The sequence below is a fragment of the Streptococcus canis genome (assembly GCF_900636575.1).
Lineage (GTDB): Bacteria > Bacillota > Bacilli > Lactobacillales > Streptococcaceae > Streptococcus > Streptococcus canis.
On record NZ_LR134293.1, the window covers coordinates 1117501 to 1132663 of the forward strand.

The 15163-nt window shown below is 40.4% G+C and carries 10 protein-coding genes, 2 tRNA genes and 1 pseudogene (1 of these 13 cut by a window edge); 7 read left to right on the top strand and 6 right to left on the bottom strand.

The annotated features are described in order from the left end of the window. A tRNA-Ile gene (locus EL097_RS05805) sits at positions 1 to 5 on the top strand (it extends 69 nt beyond the left edge of the window). A gap of 16 nt (positions 6 to 21) precedes the next feature. Continuing rightward, positions 22 to 93 (top strand) — tRNA-Glu (locus tag EL097_RS05810). A 283-nt stretch (positions 94 to 376) separates the two neighbouring features. Here EL097_RS05810 and EL097_RS05815 read toward each other — a convergent pair. From EL097_RS05815 to recX, 4 genes and pseudogenes are all read right to left on the bottom strand, one after another. Continuing rightward, positions 377 to 1240 (bottom strand): annotated as a pseudogene (locus EL097_RS05815) (IS982 family transposase). Between the two features lie 102 nt (positions 1241 to 1342). Beyond that, on the bottom strand, positions 1343 to 1654 hold the full coding sequence (locus EL097_RS05820) for a DUF960 domain-containing protein (RefSeq protein ID WP_003044615.1): 312 nt from the start codon (positions 1652 to 1654) through the stop codon (positions 1343 to 1345). 53 nt (positions 1655 to 1707) lie between these two features. Beyond that, positions 1708 to 2241 (bottom strand): nucleoside tri-diphosphate phosphatase, encoded by a 534-nt coding sequence (ntdP, locus tag EL097_RS05825; protein ID WP_003044613.1) that lies wholly within the window; start codon positions 2239 to 2241, stop codon positions 1708 to 1710. Positions 2242 to 2322: 81 nt separating this feature from the next. Continuing rightward, positions 2323 to 3099: a recombination regulator RecX gene (recX, locus tag EL097_RS05830; protein WP_003044611.1), complete on the bottom strand. Its 777-nt coding sequence runs from the start codon at positions 3097 to 3099 to the stop codon at positions 2323 to 2325. Positions 3100 to 3213: 114 nt separating this feature from the next. Between recX and rlmD the strand changes: the two genes are divergently transcribed. After that, entirely contained in the window at positions 3214 to 4572 is a 1359-nt protein-coding gene (gene rlmD, locus EL097_RS05835) for a 23S rRNA (uracil(1939)-C(5))-methyltransferase RlmD (protein WP_003044609.1), read from the top strand. 373 nt (positions 4573 to 4945) lie between these two features. On the opposite strand, the gene EL097_RS05840 is transcribed toward rlmD, so the two are convergent. Together EL097_RS05840 and EL097_RS05845 are read right to left on the bottom strand one after the other, a co-directional pair. Beyond that, a complete protein-coding gene (locus tag EL097_RS05840; RefSeq protein WP_003044606.1) occupies positions 4946 to 7657 on the bottom strand; it encodes an alpha-mannosidase in 2712 nt (903 codons plus the stop codon). 14 nt (positions 7658 to 7671) lie between these two features. Further along, on the bottom strand, positions 7672 to 8958 hold the full coding sequence (locus tag EL097_RS05845) for a glycoside hydrolase family 125 protein (protein WP_003044603.1): 1287 nt from the start codon (positions 8956 to 8958) through the stop codon (positions 7672 to 7674). A 132-nt stretch (positions 8959 to 9090) separates the two neighbouring features. Between EL097_RS05845 and EL097_RS05850 the strand changes: the two genes are divergently transcribed. The 4 genes from EL097_RS05850 to EL097_RS05865 all read left to right on the top strand — a co-directional run bounded on the left by EL097_RS05850 (position 9091) and on the right by EL097_RS05865 (position 14909). Beyond that, positions 9091 to 10131, top strand: coding sequence for a GntR family transcriptional regulator (locus EL097_RS05850; RefSeq protein ID WP_003044600.1), 1041 nt, complete (start codon positions 9091 to 9093; stop codon positions 10129 to 10131). 47 nt (positions 10132 to 10178) lie between these two features. After that, a complete protein-coding gene (locus EL097_RS05855) occupies positions 10179 to 11873 on the top strand; it encodes a beta-N-acetylglucosaminidase domain-containing protein (protein ID WP_003044598.1) in 1695 nt (564 codons plus the stop codon). Positions 11874 to 11898: 25 nt separating this feature from the next. After that, positions 11899 to 13290, top strand: coding sequence for a glycoside hydrolase family 1 protein (locus tag EL097_RS05860; protein ID WP_003044595.1), 1392 nt, complete (start codon positions 11899 to 11901; stop codon positions 13288 to 13290). An 896-nt stretch (positions 13291 to 14186) separates the two neighbouring features. Beyond that, a complete protein-coding gene (locus EL097_RS05865) occupies positions 14187 to 14909 on the top strand; it encodes a hypothetical protein (protein ID WP_003044592.1) in 723 nt (240 codons plus the stop codon). Positions 14910 to 15163: the final 254 nt, after the last annotated feature.

Genomic DNA, 15163 nt, shown 5'->3' on the forward strand with positions numbered 1-15163 from the left:
GCCCATTATCTATATTATTATGGTCCGTTGGTCAAGGGGTTAAGACACCGCCTTTTCACGGCGGTAACACGGGTTCGAATCCCGTACGGACTATAATTCTGTTTTTTATCATGATTTATGATTGATAAAATTCAAAATCCTCGGAAGATCATTAAGATCTTCTTTTTTATTGCCTCTTTTTGACTTTTGCTGGGGATGGACATGCCATTAATCTATTTAATAGAGCGATAATAGTTTTGCTTAATGTATTTTAAATCAGTGGACATTGTCAATTAGTTTTATTAGAAATGCTAAAAAAGACGTCCTTTGAAAGATTAGCAGAGAACGTCTTTTTAGTAAGGTTATGTATGTGTAATTATAAGTTTAACCCGTGGTGCTAGATAATTTCAAAATATCTCAAATGATAGGCTAGTACAATTTGCTCAAGTCTTAACTGCAGTTCTGCTAAACCTCTAGTCAGTGTGTGTTCCACATCAAAAAGAGCACAAAGCTCTGAGAAGCGTGTCTCAATGGTTCGTCTCATAGCCATCAGTTGCCAATGATTATGTTGGTTAGCTCCTGCCATGTTTTGACGTAAAGGAGTCCATAGATGATAGCCTTTTTGACCCAAATAGTCTTTAAGGTCCTTACTAAAATAGCCTAAGTCTGCTAAAACATAAGATTGCTGACAATTTGCTAATAAGTCATCAACTGCTCTAATATCGTGAACAGAGGCTGGTGTCACAAGATAATTCAGAATATAGCCTGATAAAGTGACCAGCATATGTACTTTGAAGCCATAAAACTAAAGATGTTTAGAAGCATTGTAACCAATGTCTGCCAAGCCATTAAAAATACGTGTTCTATAGTTACAGACAGATTGACAAAGTGGTAAGGGGAAACTGTCTATGATAACAATGGCATCAGGAGAAATATGAGCAGTCATAGCTTGTCTGATGACTTGAACTAGCCAAATCAACTGTCTTGCTCGTCGGTTAAAACGGCTTCGTTCAAGAAGGTGACCACAAGGAAACAGTTGGCAGATACGATAGAAATGCCGTTGGGACCTTATTCCTAGTTCAGCTTGCAAGAGAAGCAAGACTAAGAGTGATTCATCTGAAACCTTGCTTAAATGAACATTGTGTCGATTTTTTAATGGCTCAGGACAATAGTCTTGATAAAATTTAGAGCAAATACTTGATAATTGATGGCTATTCCATTGTAAGTGATGAGATTTAGCGGTATACTGTAAGTGGCTCATTGGGACTAACCTCCTGTTTGTTAGGCACTTACAGTATAGTCCTTTGGGGCTTTTTATTGTAGTTTGAGATTATCTAGCACCACGGGTAAGTTTAGCATATTTTTAATTGATTTCGTGCGGCAGCAAGATAGTTTCAATGCCTGAGTTGTCAACGACGTAAATTGTTTTTGGGTAGAAGGGATCAAAGCTAGCCTTGTAATCAAAAACGATACGTAATCCTCGTTTACGATCAATGTATTCGTAGGAAAGGTATTGTTTATTTTTGATGAGCTTGAAGACAAGAAGATTGTTTAGTGGGAAGACACCTTTTAGGTAGTGATCAATGATTTCCCAAAAGGTATCAATTAATTCTGGGGGGAGGCTGGTGGCTACACCAAAGCTGGCGTAGCGTTCTTTTGCTTTTTGGAATGCCATAGGGATATTTCCTCTCTAGTAATAAAGCACTCCAAGGGAGTGCCAGACAACTATTAACGATTCTTCAGTTCAAGATAACGTTTGTACCAAATAGTGATATAGGCCTTGGAAAATGGTCCTTTTTCATGATTAATCCAGTCAACTAATATTTTGACATTTTCTTTTAGGATAAAGTCCATATCAGCTGAATACTGCATTTCTCTTTTATGAATCTCGTATTCATCAACATCAAGTAATCGCTTTTCACCATCCGCAAAGACTTTGACATCCAAATCGTAATCAATGTATTTGAGGGCTTCGGTGTCCATAGTGTATGGACTAGCTAAGTTACAGTAATAGGAGACACCATTATCTCGAATCATGGCTATGATGTTGAACCAATATTTTTTATGAAAATAAACGATTGCAGGTTCGCGAGTGACCCATCGTCTGCCATCACTTTCTGTAACAAGAGTGTGATCATTAACTCCAATAAGGGCATTTTCAGTTGTTTTTAGTACCATAGTATCGCGCCAGGTGCGGTGCAATCTACCATCATGCTTATAACTTTGAATTGTAATAAAGTCGCCTTCTTTAGGTAATTTCATGCCTTACCAACTTTCTACAATTAAACTTATCCCTTATAGTCTATCATAAATGTGTGAAAAAATCACTTGATTTTACCAAGCTTAGAGATAATCTCTTAATTTGCTATTGATATCGTCGCTGTCATAGCCTTTTCGGTAGAGAGACTGGAAAAGTTTTTGTTTGAGGGTATAGCCATCATATTTGCGACTGAGTTTACGGTATTGCTTGTCTAATTCTTTGTCGAGTAGGTCTTCAGTCTGCTGGTCATCTTGTTTAAAATGGAACTGTTGTAGACTGTTTTTGGCGAGGTCGTAGGAGAAACCTTTGGTTAATAGGGATTGGATCATTTTATCTTTTAAGGCTTTGGGAGGAAGTTTTCCTTGGTATTTGTTAAAGAGTTTTTGACTTACTTTTTGAGCGAGTTGGTTAAAGTCTGTTTGGGATAAGATGGGGTCAATAGCTTGGCTTGCTATGCCTTTTTGTAATAGTTTTTGTTTTAAAACTTGAGGACCTTTATCACCATTTAACTGATTTTGACGGATATAGGTGTCAACCAATTTGGCATCATCTATCCATTGTTCTTGTTGGAGATGGTGAATGATGTCCGGAATGATGTTTTCGTCAATGTCGTGTTTACGCAGGTAATCAGTGACTTGATTTTTGCTGCGTTGCTGGAAGGAGAGAAAATAAAGGGCCAGATTTTTGCCGTAGGACAGTTGGTCAAAATGTTTGATGTCTTCAAGTTGATTATTGTCAAGGACGTTATCTTTACTCAGCATAAAGCGAACAATGGTATCTTCTGTCACATAAAAGGAATGATTATTGTCCAATTCGATAAAGTAAAGGCGTTTTTTCTTTTCGATTTTAGTGATTTTCATATCTACATTATAGCAAAAATGGTAGAATAGAAGACGGAAATACTGCTAAAAAAGTATTGCTTGTAGCTGTTTTTGGTGATGAGATTAGGATAGTAGAGGAAGTAAGGGGAAGAGATGGTTGTAAAGGTTAAACAGAAGATTCCTTTAAAAATTAAGCGGATGGGAATCAATGGTGAAGGCATTGGTTTTTATCAGAAAACCTTGGTATTTGTCCCTGGTGCTTTAAAGGGAGAGGATGTTTTTTGCCAAGTCATTGCGGTCAAGCGAAATTTTGCAGAGGCCAAGCTGTTAACGGTAAACAAGGTTTCCAAGCATCGTGTCAAACCAGCTTGTCCTATTTATGAAACTTGTGGCGGATGCCAAATTATGCATCTAGCCTATCCTAAACAGCTAGATTTTAAAGATGATGTGATTAGGCAAGCTCTTAAAAAATTCAAACCAGCCGGTTATGAGCGATTTAATATTAAGCCTACCAAGGGGATGAAAAAGCCAGATCACTATAGAGCAAAGTTACAGTTTCAGTTAAGGTCATTTGGAGGATCGGTCAAAGCTGGTCTCTTTTCTCAAGGTAGTCACCGTTTGGTTCCTATTAATCATTGTTTGGTACAGGATACATTGACACAAGAGATTATTAATCGTATCACACAGTTAGTGGATAGGTACAAGTTGCCTGTTTACAATGAGCGAAACATTGCTGGTATTCGGACGGTAATGGTTCGGAAAGCACAGGCTAGTGAGCAGGTGCAGATTATTATTGTGAGTAGTAAGGAAATTAGTTTGGCGGGACTCATTGGAGAATTGACCAAGGCTTTTCCTCAAATTAAGACGGTGGCTTTGAATATTAATCGCTCTAAATCGAGTGAGATTTATGGGGACGAAACTGAAATTCTATGGGGTCAAGAGGCAATCCATGAAGTAGTTTTGGATTATGGATTTGCGTTGTCACCGAGAGCTTTTTACCAGCTTAATCCGGAGCAGACAGAGGTTTTGTATGGCGAGGTGGTTAAAGCTTTGGATGTAGGGGGTACAGATCACATTATCGATGCCTATTGTGGCGTTGGCTCAATTGGTTTCGCTTTTGCAGGTAAGGTCAAGTCTGTTCGTGGCATGGATATTATTCCAGAAGCGATTGAGGATGCACAGAAAAATGCCAAGGCCATGGGCTTTGACAATACTTACTATGAGGCAGGGAAGGCAGAGGATATTATTCCCAAATGGTATAAACAAGGTTATCGGGCCGATGCTATCATTGTCGATCCGCCAAGAACTGGTTTAGATGATAAATTATTAAAAACGATTCTTCATTACCAACCAGAGCAGATGGTTTACGTGTCTTGTAATACATCCACCTTAGCCCGCGACTTGGTTTCTCTAGTTAAGGTGTATGAAGTGGTTTACATCCAGTCGGTTGATATGTTCCCTCATACGGCAAGAACCGAGGCTGTAGTGAAGCTACAAAGGAAGGAATGCTGAGAATCCTTGATTTTATGTTGTTTTTCAAGTATTTTGTCTTAGTTAGTCTTGGAGGATTAAAAAAGTTAGATAACTCAAAGTAAACGAGAACATTGTTATCAGTGTTCTCGTGTTTTTGTGGATAAGACAAATACTGAGATGGCGAGTTATCATCAGGGGATAAAGCTGTTAGTTGTCTTTTGGCTTATTCTTATGTTTTTTTAAAATTGATACCAGTACAATTGATAATAGGTTTCAACAATAATTATAAGGGAGGATAGGATAAACGAAATACTTACGATAAAGTAAGTTACCATAACTTGTATAGGGATGAAAAGAGGCTGGACAAACGGCCTCTTTTTAAATGTATTGATTTGTTGCTAGTGCCAATGGCTTATTCTTTCTGCCAGGCTAAGGTTAGGATGTCAGCTTTTCCAAGCTGGTTGGGCAAGGTTTGGTTGCTATCTTTTTCTAACAAATTAGTGACCTTGGCTTTGTGGTTTGGCAGGTTTAGGCTAAAGTCACAAGCTTTATGGTTTGAGAGGTTATAACAACGCGTGATGAGGGCATTATCAGATAGGCGACGTTTAAAGGCTGTGAGGGCAACTTGGTCGTTTGTACCTGTCAGATAACTATATTCTGCGGCTAATCGTCCCTCGTGTTGGTCTGTTTGTGTGGCAATAACAGGAACTTGTCCTTCCTGAGCCCGCCAGTAGCTAGCAAATTGTGTTTGCTTAGTGATGCTTTCAAAACTATAAGAAAGGCTGTGCTGGCCGAGGCATTGGGCTTCAGGAGTAGGGAAATAACCCCAGTCGCCCATTTCACCAATAGAACGTAGGAGAGTGATGGCGATGGTATTGGTATCTGGTAAAATCTCGTATTCGTTGAGACCGTAGTTACCAATAGTGACTCCATTTTCACCATCAAAGAGACTCACAAAGCATTCTTGGTGTTGTGGGTTACTTGGATTCTTCCAAAAGGTAGCGTGTGGTTGATTTGGGCGTTCCACAGTTTCAAAAATGCTGTCAGCAAGATGCTGGTCTGTTTTAAGGTGAGTTGGGAACAAGACACGCAAGCGATGATTAGTCATTTGATTATCAAAACTTGTGGTAAATTGAAGACGAGGGTTCTCTTTCTCCATACGGATAAGGGTTTTTAAGGTTAGCTCAGCCTTTTTTTGTGAGCGTCCTGCTTGGCGTTCTGTGATGTCAATGACAGCCTCCATCTCAGCCCGTAAGCGGTCATCAGCGGAGACAGGAATGGCAAAGGTTTGACTTATTTCGATTTCTGCTAACTGGGCAGTATTGCTGAGGATGGCTAGACAAGTTGTGCCCTGGTCCGCATAAAAGGGCTGTTCGTGATTTGGTTGGCGAGAAATGTATTCATTGCCGATATCACCACAGTCTTCAAAGCGTAACAGGTCTTGATAGGTAAGACCAGATTCTTTGTCCGTGATGGTTAAACGCCCATCAGATTGTATCATGACTTTTAGAAAATCATTTTCGAGACACTTATTATTATCATTATAGAGTGGGGCTGGTATTGTTTGAGAAGGTGTTGCGCCATCTCCTAGTTGTAATGCCAAGGCTTTCCAAGACATGGCTGGAAGGGTGACTGGTAGGCGTAAAGTGACCTTGATGGCAAAATAAGGTTCTCGGAAGGTTCGCTCTGGCAAATCGTAGTCAAAGGCAATGCATGTCTCAAGGATTTCTGCTTCGGGTATCACTTGTCCGCTAGTGTCAATGACGTGGAAAGATTGAGAAAGTCCTGCTAAGTAATCCTCAGCTTCTTGGTAAACATCTTTAGGGAAACGTTGGCCAAAATGGTATTTTTTCCAAGTTAGGCTGATTTCGGTAACCCTTGTTTTTGTGTGACCACTGGTATTAAATAAGAGAAAGGGCTGGCTATCTGTTGGAAAGTCACTGGTATCAATGGCATCAGCAAGTTGCTTGACAGCTTTCTCGGCTAAATAATGACCAACTTGGTGAGCTTTTTCAAAGCGCGTCATCATTTCTTGATGAACACTATCGACACTACACCCACAGATAGAATCATGAGGGTGATTTTGCATCAGAGTTTTCCAAGCGTAACGCAGTTGGTCATGAGGGTAGGTACTTGTTACATCATAAGCCATTGCTGCTAAGGGTTCAGTAATATTTTCGAGTTGGCGAGAGACTCTGGTATTGGCTTGTTTGAGGTAAATACGAGAAGAGGCTGTATTGGCAAGAGTGTACCAGCCATCGGTTTCTTGGCTAGTAATTTCTCCTTGAACAGTTGAGAGGTTTTCTGGTAAATCATTTGCAAGATCAGCCAAGTAATCTTCAAAGCAGGAATGCACAAATTCGTAGTCAGGATAGAGTTGGTTGGCTAAGGCGATTGCCTTGGTGACATCAAGTTGTACGGGTTGATGGTCTACGCCATTCATCATGAGAAGGTGCTTGGTTGAGGCAAAGCGTTCGGCGTCAGCTAATTTTTGATCCCAGAAAATCCGTGCCTCAGTCTCTGTTGTTGGAATCTCGTTGCCATTGCTGTACCAGTTGGCGAAGAGGAGGCCAAGAATATGACTGTCGTCTGGTCCATGCCAGCTGATTTCAGAGAATTGGGAGCTGTATTTTTCACTGGTATCCACTTGATTGTTAAATCCAGTTGGACGAATGCCACGACCAAAGGCAGCAGCATGTAGGTCAGCTTTTGACATCAATTGTGGTGTTTGTCCCATATTTCCAAAGGTATCTGGAAAATAGCCAAGTGGGACACTAGCTCCCCATTTGTCACAGTCTTCTTTGCCAATAAGCATGTTGCGCACATTGGATTCGCTGCTAGTCAAAAAATCGTCCTGTAAGATATAGAAGGGACCGATACGGAGTTTGCCATCAGCAATGGCTTGTCTAATGTCAGCTTCACGTTCAGGGCGCACTTGTAAATAATCATCTAGGATAATGGTTTGTCCATCTAAATGAAAGCTATGAAAATCAGGGTCTGTTTGAAAAAGCTCTAACAGGTCATCTATTAAGTTAATCAGACGCATGTGGTGTTGCTCATAGGCCATATACCACTCGCGATCCCAATGACTGTGTGAAATAATGTGTACTTTTTTAGTTGCCATAAAGGCCTCGCTTTCTAAGGGGCAATACTAAAGCCGAGATAGTCAAGAAGTAATTCACAGAACATCATGTTGGCCCAAGAGAACCACTCACGGGTATACTGATAAGGATTGTTGACATCAAAGCCCTCGTGCATTAAGTGGGTACCGGCGTCTGTTGCTACAAGCAAATCAAGCATCTCTTTTTTACTGTCTTGGTCAAGAGCGGTCAATCCTTGTAAGGCAAGGGCAATATGCCAAATATAATTGTCTGGTGTGTGGGAGGAACCGATGCCTGCTGCGGCACTTCCCTGGTAATAATAAGGGTTTTCTTGACTGAGAATAGTACGGCGTGTTGCTAGGTAAATAGGGTCATCTTTAGCGCAAAAACCAAGGTAAGGCGCAGCGAGGAGACTTGGAATATTAGCATCATCCATGATGGAAAAATGTCCCAGGCCATCCACTTCGTAAGCGTAAATGGTTTCTCCCTTGCTATTTTGAACAAGGGCATGGTTGGCAATACCTGATTGAATAGCTTCTTTCAGGATTTTAGCACGATGAGCCACTTGTTTATTGTGAAAAAGGTTGCTATATAAGGTTTCAAGGTAAGAAAGCACAACCACTGCAAACATATTTGAAGGAATGAGGTAACCATATTGACAAGCATCATCACTTGGTCTAAAGCCTGACCAAGTCATCCCAGTTGGTGCGACAGGATTTCCTTTTCCCTTATGTGTTAGGGTATCTTCTTTGCGCCAAGTATCTCGTTCAAATAAGTAAGGAGACTGGGTGTGGTCTTGTTCAACTGTCCATAGGTCAAGAATGAGTTCTACCCCACGATGAAAATCTTTATTAAAATGATCAGTACTTCCTGTTTCACGATAGAGCAGGTAGGCTAGCTGAATAGGGTAGCAAAGGGAATCAATCTCATATTTGCGTTCCCAAATCCAAGGATTCATTTGAGTGTGGTCGGTTTGGTGTCCTTTTCCATTAGCTTCCTCGTTGAAGGCATTGGCATAGGGATCGATACAAATGTAGCGGAATTGGCGTTTGACCAAACCAGCAATAATCTTTCTAATTTCCTCATCTTCCTTGGCTAGAAATAGGTAAGGTTTCATTTGCGCAGTGGAATCACGTAACCACATGGCAGGAATATCGCCAGTTAGGAGAAAACTAGTACCGTCCTTGTCGGTTTTTAAAGTTGTCTCCAGAGTATTGGCAAAGCTTGTTTTAAAATTAAGAGCCCAGTCAGCATGTTGGTCTCCACAAAGGCTTTCCACCTTGGCTATAAACTGGCTGACACTAGCTGGAATTGGTCTTGTCATGTCATATCCTCCGAAATGATATATCATTTATCTTTTGTTTCATTATAAACGATAAGTTAAACTTTGTCTATAAGTTTTTGAAAAGGTTTACAACTCTTTTTGGACATGCTATACTAATGACAGGAGTAAAGAATGACAGAATTATTGTATAAAAAGATATATCATTTTATAAAAGAACAAATAGAATCAGGTCGCTTGCGAATTGGTGATCGCTTACCCACCGAAAAGGAATTGTCAGAACAATTTTTGGTAAGCCGCATCACTTCTAAGCGAGCACTTGTAGAACTGGAGCAAGAAGGCCTAATCACGAGAAGCCGTGGAAAAGGAAGTTTCGTAGCTGAAAAGCAAGTGAAGTCTCCTGAAAAGAATAAGGATTTGCTGTTGATTCTTCCTTTTGCTTCAGATTATGAATTGGGTGATTATGCCAAGGGCATCATGACTTATATTGCTGAAAAAGGTTATCGGTTGATGGTGCAACTAGCCAGTACAGTTCATTTGGAAGAATTGTCCGGTTATGCCGGGGTTATTTATTATCCTGAAGATGTCAATCATAGTATTGATTTACTCTTTTATTGTGATAACCATCACATTCCTCTAGTTTTGCTGGATAAATCTTTAGAGCTGTTTCAGTTTCCAGCTGTTGTGGCGGATAATAAAGGCGGTGCCTATCAATTGACGCAACACTTGATTGAGCAAGCATGTGATCAGATTAGGTTTGTAGCAACAGGTTCTTTTGGAGAAGTATCGTCTGTTAGAGACCGTTATTTAGGTTATTTGGAAGCCATGGCAGAAGCGTCTCTGAAACCCCATTATTTTCCTAAAACAGAGACTGAAACATCGGATGCTTACCTGAATCGTCTGGTGGAAGCCTTATTGGAAACACCAGCCACTAAAACAGGACTTGTGGTGGAAAATGATTGGTTGGCTATTCAACTGATTCAAAAAATCACACAGGTTGGCTTATCAATTCCTGATAAAGTCGCCATTGTTGGCTTTGATAATAGCCAAGCCTCTCGTTTATTGACTCCCAAATTAAGCACAGCGGCTCAAGACTTTTACCAAATGGGGCAAGAAGCAGCTAGGCTCTTGCTGCAGAGTATTCATGAGCCAGACCTAGCAGTGGTATCTTGCCAGTTGCCTGTTCAAGTGTTTATCAGAGAAAGTAGTCACTAAAAGAAATTAATATCACGAGCTTTTGGCTCAGATGAAGGAGAATAAGAATGATCATTTATCACGCTTTAAAAGGCTATCAAGAAGTCATTACAAGAGGAGACTACCTCATCTTTGACACGCCTTTGACTTGTCGATTTGTGGGCCGTTTTTTTCGTTTTGAGAATCAAAAAGCCCTGCTGGCAGAATTGACAAGGTCAGCCTGTTTTCAGTGGGTGGAAGAAGGGCAAGCAGAGTTGACCTTTAAACACCTCTTTAACCGTCAGCTGGATAAGGATGCCTTTACCCTGAAAGTTTCAGAGGATAAGGAAATCACCATTGAAAGCCAAAATCTCAGGGGATTTCGCTACGCCCAAGAAGCTTTACTCAAAGTCATGACCTTCAAAGGCGGCAAACTTTATTTGCCGATTGTCTCTGTCAAGCACAGCCCTTCATTTGCTATGCGTGGAGTGATTGAGGGATTTTATGGAAAACCTTGGACACGAGAGGAGCGGATCGACTGTCTACGTTTTATTGGGAATAAAAGCATGAATACTTATATGTATGCGCCAAAAGATGATGATTACCAACGCAAACAGTGGCGAGACCTGTATCCTGATGATTGGATTGCTTATTTCAGAGAGCTACTTGCAGTAGCCAAGGAAGAAGGGATTGATTTTTGGTACATGATTAGTCCAGGACTTGATTTTGACTATACCAAGGAAGAAGATTACCAATTACTTTATCAAAAATTGCAACAACTTCTAGAGTTAGGTATCTGCCGTTTTGGGCTGTTGCTAGATGACATTGACTATCAGATTGTGGACGCGGTAGAAAGACGTTTCAAAAAAACTGCCTATGCCCAAGCCCACTTGGCAACACAGGTTTACCACTTTTTAAACCAGCAACATGCTGCACCAGAATTGGTGGTTTGTCCGACAGAATACGATAATCATCATGATTCTATCTATTTGCAAGAACTGTCAGAAAGGATTCCTAAAGAAGTTGCTTTTTTCTGGACAGGTCCAAGTACGCTAGCTAGTCAAATTTCGCAGATAGATATTGAAACCATGGCAGCGATTTACCACCGGCCCATCATTATTTGGGATAATATTCCTGTTAATGATTATCAAAAGGATCCAGAGCGGCTCTTTTTAACCCCATTTGCGAATCGCTCACCATTTTTATGCCAGTCAGACTATCAGGTCAAGGGGATTGTCTCTAATCCAATGATTAGCTGGGAATTATCTAAGCTGACCTTGACAGATATGAGCCATTATCTGTGGGATGCTAATCGTTATCAGCCTAGTCATTCTTGGCTAGAAACGTTGACAGACTATGCAGGAGATGCTGAATTAGCCCTGGCTTTACAAGCATTTGCTTGGCATAATGGCAACCGGCATTTGCACAGGGATCTTCCTTTTGAAGTGGAAGAAGCCCTAGTAGCTAACGATGTACCAACTTTATCGGCTTGGGTAGCTGAATTGGTAGAACTTGTCAATACGTTGAAAAAGCTAGATAAGCCAGCCTTTCAACAAGCGATTGCTCCTTGGTTTGAACGGGTGGAAAAGGATCAGGTACTTTGGCAGGCCATTTTAGAGCAGAAACCTCATTTGGAAACACTCTATGCGGATTTACAAGAAGATAAACACCGTATTGGAAGTGACATTCCAAGTCGCTATTATCGTATTTACTGTCAAAAACAAGATCAAGCAATAGCTAATCAAGGTCTGGTTACTCAAGCAAGACCTGAAGATTATGCTTAACCGCTAGTGGCTAGAAAGGAATGATATGTTAGCATTTCCAAAAGAGTTTTGGTGGGGAGGAGCCACTTCAGGTCCTCAAAGTGAAGGGCGTTTTGCTAAACAGCACCGTAATCTCTTTGATTATTGGTATGAGCAAGAGCCTAGCTTGTTTTATGATGACGTGGGACCTGATACCGCTTCGGATGCCTATCATCAGATTGAGTCAGATTTGGCCTTGTTAGCTTCACTAGGGCACAATTCCTACCGTACCTCAATTCAGTGGACACGTTTGATAGATGATTTTGAGCAGGCTACCATTAATCCTGATGGCCTTGCTTATTATAACCGAGTAATCAATGCTTGTTTGGCCAACGGTATTCGCCCTGTGATCAATTTGCATCATTTTGACCTGCCAATTGCCCTCTATCAAGCCTATGGTGGCTGGGAATCCAAACGTGTTGTGGACTTATTTGTCGCCTTTGCTAAGGTTTGTTTTGAACAATTTGGTGATCGGGTCAAGGATTGGTTTGTCCACAATGAACCTATGGTCGTTGTGGAAGGCTCTTATTTAATGCAATTTCATTACCCAGCTATCGTGGATGGGAAAAAAGCAGTACAGGTCGCCTATAATCTAGTTCTAGCCACAGCCAAGGTTATTCAAGCATACAGACAAGGTCAAACAGAGTTTAGTAATGGCCGTATTGGAACCATTCTCAACCTGACGCCAGCCTACCCAGCTAGCCAGTCAGAGGCGGACATGGCTGCTGCGCATTTTGCAGAGCTTTGGAATAATGACTTGTTTATGGCTGCGGCTGTTCATGGGAAATTCCCAGAAGAATTGGTTGCGGTACTGAAACAAGATGGGGTTTTGTGGCAATCAACGCCAGAAGAATTGTCTCTTATTGCTGACAATCGGGTGGATTACTTGGGATTGAATTTTTACCAGCCTAAGCGCGTGAAGGCTCCTGATGTTATTCCAGTGATTAGCCCTTCTTGGAGTCCAGAATGGTATTACGATGCTTACTTGATGCCTGGTCGTCGTATGAATGTGGATAAGGGCTGGGAAATTTATCCCGAGGCTGTCTATGATATTGCTATCAAGATGCGAGACCATTATGGGAATATTCCTTGGTTCTTATCTGAAAATGGGGTGGGTATTTCAGGAGAAGACCGTTATCGGGATAAAAATGGTCAGATTCAAGATGATTACCGCATTCAATTTTTGAAAGAACATTTAACTTATCTCCACAAAGGAATAGAAGCTGGCTCTAATTGTTTTGGTTACCATGTATGGACCCCTATTGACTGTTGGTCTTGGCTCAATGCCTATAAAAACCGCTATGGCCTTGTGGAAAATAATATCCATACCCAAGTCCGACGTCCCAAAGCTTCAGCTTATTGGTTTAAGGAAGTAGCTACTCACAACCGCTTGGTTTAATTAAAAGGAGTCTAGGGACGCTTCGTTTGTCCTCATGGTCCTTAGCATTGAAGCTTTTTCGGTAGCCTGCGCCAGTACGCCAGTAGGCTTTCTCAAATAGAATGATATGACTGATGGAGTAAGGAATTGAACTCGCTGTTGAGCAGGATTTGACCTTACTCTTTTTACCTTGTCGTCAAAACGAGATTGGGGAAGAAGTTAGGAGGGGATTAGCTAAAAGCTCTCATGATTTAGTTGTTGTAATGAAGGGACTTATGATAAAATAGAGAATATGATTAAACTAAAAAGTTATCATTAAGAAAAAGATAGCTGACTGTTGGGCTTCTGCCAAGGCATGTTAGTCCTTAGTAAAGGAGAAGTCTATATTCATTCAAGCATGGCCGAAAATCATTTGGCATTGTTTGTTGGCAAAGAAAGGTGACAAGGGTTCTACAATCTCTCTTTTTAGCAAGCCTGATCCTTTGTTAGAAGTGATTAAGGAAAAGGGGAGCTATCATATCAGGTTTTTTTCTTGGCTATTGCTATTAAAGGCCGCCTGCACACCGCTATGACTCATGTTCTGGCTAAAGTGGACAGCTCTTTAGAAGATTTTATTTATACCTCCAAACATAGACCATCATAGGATTCTTTTAACCGGTTTCTTCTTTTTGAAACATCTATCAGTTGATTTTATATACAGAAAAAGATAGAATGACATTTTATGCGATTATTTCAGAGATTTGTCAGTTGAAACCGCAATTGGTGCAATGTTATCGTGATGTTGTAGTCAATCTGAGATAGCTTGACGATCTTAATAAACTTATCTTAAAGCTGGCTCGACTTGTTTGTTATTTCATTTGGCATTGAAAGAGGTATTAGAAGTGATGGAACGACTTGAACACAAAGGAGGAAGATAGATGCTAGAAGAGTTTCTTCAATTTTTAGGCTTTGTATTTTTGGATATTATTGAGATTATGTTAATGTTAAAGCTTTTTAGCTTTATTAGCGCAATCCCGTTTCGTTTCAAAAAAATCTTTTACTTGGGACTTGCCATAGTACTCTTTCAAGTTGTTGTCTGGACCTTTTTACCAGATTATTTTACAGTTGAAGTGGTTATGATGGAAGAACTTCTTTTCTTTGTGCTGATAGCTTTGTATTACGGCAGGCCGATAAAGCCCAGTCTTTTGGTTTTTTATGGTCTTTTTCCAATGGTGGTTACAAGTCTTATCAAGCAATTTATAGTTTTCTTTATCGCTCCTTTATTTGGTTTACCTTTTACAGTGATCAGCCAAAATACCTTCTTATCGTATGTTTTTCTTTGTTTTAGTATTTTTTTGGCTTACTTCTTTGTCAAACTTTACCATTATGATTTTTCAAGCTGGCATCAAAATCTTAAATCAGTGATAGCTGATAGGTTGCTGTTAGTCACTAATGGCTCGATGTTTCTTTACTATCTGCTTCTTCACGGGATTGATTTGTCGTCGTTAAACTGGTTTGGCATGACATCAACGACCTTACGTCAGATTATCGTCATCTTCTACCTCATTTTATTCTTGACACTACTAGCTATTTTGGATCGGAAGGTTAAACAACATCTCCTTCAACAAAATGGTTCAGTAAAAAGAAAAGAAGTGTCCTGATCTAGCTCTTTATAGTTGTCATGCGAAAGGTCGCTACCTAAGATATTGGCGGTGTTAGACATGATGACACTGATAAGTCCCAAGGAAGGCATTGCCAAAGCCGATATGGCTAGTGTGCGTCAGGGTTATGAGATTGTTTTTACAGCTATCAGCAGATAAGTATGTAGATGATGTCTTTGAAGTGACGCACCGACTATTGACTTTCTAGAGTTTATTAGGGTCTTATCCGTGTTAAGAAATAATGCCCCTAATCA

Coding starts and splice junctions, on each gene's coding strand:
- EL097_RS05820 (WP_003044615.1), bottom strand. CDS start 1,654: ATGGCATTCCAAAAAGCAAAAGAACGCTACGCCAGCTTTGGTGTAGCC.
- ntdP (WP_003044613.1), bottom strand. CDS start 2,241: ATGAAATTACCTAAAGAAGGCGACTTTATTACAATTCAAAGTTATAAG.
- recX (WP_003044611.1), bottom strand. CDS start 3,099: ATGAAAATCACTAAAATCGAAAAGAAAAAACGCCTTTACTTTATCGAA.
- rlmD (WP_003044609.1), top strand. CDS start 3,214: ATGGTTGTAAAGGTTAAACAGAAGATTCCTTTAAAAATTAAGCGGATG.
- EL097_RS05840 (WP_003044606.1), bottom strand. CDS start 7,657: ATGGCAACTAAAAAAGTACACATTATTTCACACAGTCATTGGGATCGC.
- EL097_RS05845 (WP_003044603.1), bottom strand. CDS start 8,958: ATGACAAGACCAATTCCAGCTAGTGTCAGCCAGTTTATAGCCAAGGTG.
- EL097_RS05850 (WP_003044600.1), top strand. CDS start 9,091: ATGACAGAATTATTGTATAAAAAGATATATCATTTTATAAAAGAACAA.
- EL097_RS05855 (WP_003044598.1), top strand. CDS start 10,179: ATGATCATTTATCACGCTTTAAAAGGCTATCAAGAAGTCATTACAAGA.
- EL097_RS05860 (WP_003044595.1), top strand. CDS start 11,899: ATGTTAGCATTTCCAAAAGAGTTTTGGTGGGGAGGAGCCACTTCAGGT.
- EL097_RS05865 (WP_003044592.1), top strand. CDS start 14,187: ATGCTAGAAGAGTTTCTTCAATTTTTAGGCTTTGTATTTTTGGATATT.